The following is a 3,148-nucleotide window of genomic DNA, read 5'->3' as shown; positions in this document are numbered from 1 at the left end:
AAATGAGCCAAACAAACAATAACACAGAAATCAAAGAGCAAGACACTCAAGATGAAATCATTTGGGAAGGAAAAAAAGATATACCTTCGTTTTTGCTTTATTGGATAATATATATTGTGCTTTTATGTTTTATGCTTTATTTGCTTCCTAGGGCATTTGACAATACTAAGGATTTTAAATGGTTTATGGTTTTTATTATGTTTCTTGTAACGGTATATGCACTTGCACAAGAGATCTATAAAACGGCAAATATTAAAAGAATTTATATCACAAAAGAAAAACTTGTGATTAAGTATTATATCAAAAATGATTTGGTTTTTCCTTTAGGAACTTTTTTTGTGTATTATCGTAGTTGGTCAGTTCCATCCATAGCAAATCCAGGAGATATAGTGATATACACCTTTGGAGATAAGGCCAAAGAATACCTTGAACCTGGTTTATTCAGTGCTGGCGATGATCCAACAAAAGGTTGTTGTGAAAAAATTAATGCCATTATAAAACCTCATGTAATGCCTTATTTGCTAAGCTTAAGTGATGAAGAATTTGAAAAAATCATTTCACATGTAAGCGGTTATAACGACATTGATACCACTTTCCTTAAAGAAGCAATGGAACTCAGAAAAGAGAAAAAAGATGAATGAAAGTATTTTTTATATACAAGAGATTAAAACTTATTTAAAGGATAAAAATGAGCCAAACAAACAATAACACAGAAATCAAAGAGCAAGACACTCAAGATGAAATTGTTTTTGAAAGAAAAAAGCATATACCTTCGTTTTTGCTTTATTGGATAACATATATTGCACTTTTATGTTTTTTTCTTTATTGGCTCCCTAGGGTATTTGACAATACTAAGGATTTTAAATGGTTTGTAGCTTTTTTTATGTCTCTTTTAATCATATATGTATTTGCACGAGCGATCTATCAAATGGCAAATATTAAAAGAATTTATATCACAAAAGAAAAACTTGTGATTGAGTATTATATTAAGAATGATTTGGTTTTTCCTTTAGGAACTTTTTTTGTGTATTATCGTCACATGTCATTTGCGCTTTCTCCAGGACATATAGTGATATACACCTTTGGAGATAAAATCAAAGAACACCTTGAACCTGGTTTGTTGAGTGCTGGCGATGATCCAACAAAAGGTTTTTGTGAAGGAATTAACGCCATTATAAAGCCCCATGTAATGCCTTATTTGCTAAGCTTAAGTGATGAAGAATTTAAAAAAATCATTTCACATGTAAGCGGTTTTAGCGAAATTAATACTACTTTCCTTAAAGAAGCAATGGAACTCAGAAAAGAGAAAAAGGATGAATGAAAGTATTTATGGAAGTTTAGAGTTTTATTCTAAAGAAACTCAAAGCACTCCTAGTGATAAAAGGGATTTAGGAGTATTTGGAGATGTTGCTCCTTACGGACTAGGCATTACAGAAGGTTTTGCTACTAAAGCTTTTGAAAAAGAAATAATGAAGTTTGGTATAAAAGATAATTCGCCTATTGCGAAAATGATGCATTATAAAATAATAATGAATTTTGGGATATTGAATTTTTTTCTGGCTAAAGCAGAAGGAAAATCCAATGTGAGAGCTTTGACTGAAACAGGTGTTGGTATTATGATTGGAATTGGTATTGAATTGACCATGGATAATACTTCTATCGGGGCAAAAATAAAACAAGGTGGTGAATATGTCGCCAAACAAACCTTAACCCAAACTAGCAGGGTTGCTTCTAATGCTGCAACTAAGATAGCTAGCTCAAGAGTAGCATCTAATATCGCAGCTAGAGCTGGCGTATCCATACTTTCTCGTATTGCCGCAGGTGCAGCAACTGGAGCAGCTATAGGCTCGAGCTTTCCTATTGTTGGGACAATAGTGGGTGCAGTAGCGGGAACACTTGTAGCAGGTTTTTTTAATGACTTAATTTTTGGCGATGAAGATGAGGAATTAAAAAAACAAGAAGCCAAAGAGAAATATTTAGAGGAAAAATTAGATGAAAAAATGCACAAAATCATCAATTATCTCATCACTCATCAATATATAGAATTAAGAGTGTTAAATGAAGATGAAGCAGAAAAGCTTTGTAAAGAAATAAGTGATATTAATAGTGCTTATTTTAAAACCATTCTTTTGATGCTAAGTTTTCCTTATTATTTAGATAAAGATGAGCAAAGTTATAAAAAAGCTCAAGAAAAAAATCCAACTATAATCAGAATACAACCCATAGCTAATACCTTAAATATAAAAATAGAAATCAATGAATGCTTTCTTGCTAAGAATGGAGAAGCTTTAAAAAATAAGGAAATTTATGTTTATAATCATCGCTTTAATAGAGTGGTGGCAAAGGCTATGAGTGATGATGAGGGTAAAATAGTATTTGAAAATGTTTATGTGGGTAAAGAGAGCACTATAGATAAAATAAGCTTTATTATAGACAGAGAAAATTTCAATGAAGACAATTTTTATGAAAGTGTTTTAAAATACGCTCCAATGTTTAATATACAAAAAAAGCATAAACAAAAAGGGCAAGCTTTTATTGATAAAATGTTTTTTAGTTTCACTTATGCACAAGGAATAATGCAAGATAATGAGGTGTTAAAACTAGAAGCTTTGAAAAATAATTTTAATATCGTTTTTGATTATGAGGTAAGAAAACAAGAAGAATCCTATAAAAATTATATCATTTTATCTTATTTGGTTTTTGATGTTAAAGAAGATATAGAAGAATATATACGCCATACTACTATAGAAAATAGAGCTTTTCGTGGATTAGAATTGTTAGGTCGTGGATGGAAAAATCAATACAGCATCAAAGACGAGTGGAGAGATAAGGGTGTGGTATTTTTTGCTTATTTTAATTCTCAAAAATTTACCCCTTATAAAAAAATGGCTTTTATTGACAAGCCTATAGTTATTTTAGATATAGAAAAATTTGATAAAGAAGATATATTAAAAGATATAAAATTCCATTTTAAAACTCTTACTAAAGCCTATAAAATTTTTGTAATAGATTTAGATGCTAATACTCAAATACAAGAAAAAAAATCCATTGTCAATAATATAAAAAAGAATACCCAAAACTTAGAACTGCTTTATCTGCAACTTAAACTTTTTGATGATAAAGATGCTAATAAATGCAAGGTGCAATA

At 30.1% G+C, this 3,148-nt stretch carries 3 protein-coding genes; all 3 read left to right on the top strand.

Translation table 11 applies throughout. The annotated features are described in order from the left end of the window. The first annotated feature begins 185 nt into the window (after positions 1 to 185). Entirely contained in the window at positions 186 to 641 is a 456-nt protein-coding gene (locus AJ932_RS02020; protein WP_070278271.1) for a hypothetical protein, read from the top strand. 287 nt (positions 642 to 928) lie between these two features. Continuing rightward, positions 929 to 1,321, top strand: a complete 393-nt coding sequence (locus tag AJ932_RS10950) for a hypothetical protein (protein WP_315940565.1) — start codon at positions 929 to 931, stop codon at positions 1,319 to 1,321. After that, positions 1,314 to 3,148, top strand: a 1,835-nt coding sequence (locus AJ932_RS02005) for a hypothetical protein (RefSeq protein ID WP_070278269.1), incomplete at its 3' end; no start/stop codon positions are given. The genes AJ932_RS10950 and AJ932_RS02005, both read left to right, overlap by 8 nt.

The sequence above is a fragment of the Campylobacter sp. BCW_6873 genome, assembly GCF_001762365.1.
Taxonomy (GTDB): domain Bacteria; phylum Campylobacterota; class Campylobacteria; order Campylobacterales; family Campylobacteraceae; genus Campylobacter_D; species Campylobacter_D jejuni.
This window is presented reverse-complemented; position numbering and strand designations above follow the sequence as displayed.

What these genes read in the sequence shown, in the direction of transcription:
- AJ932_RS02020 (WP_070278271.1), top strand. Translation starts at nt 186, where the DNA reads ATGGTTTTTATTATGTTTCTTGTAACGGTATATGCACTTGCACAAGAG.
- AJ932_RS10950 (WP_315940565.1), top strand. Translation starts at nt 929, where the DNA reads ATGGCAAATATTAAAAGAATTTATATCACAAAAGAAAAACTTGTGATT.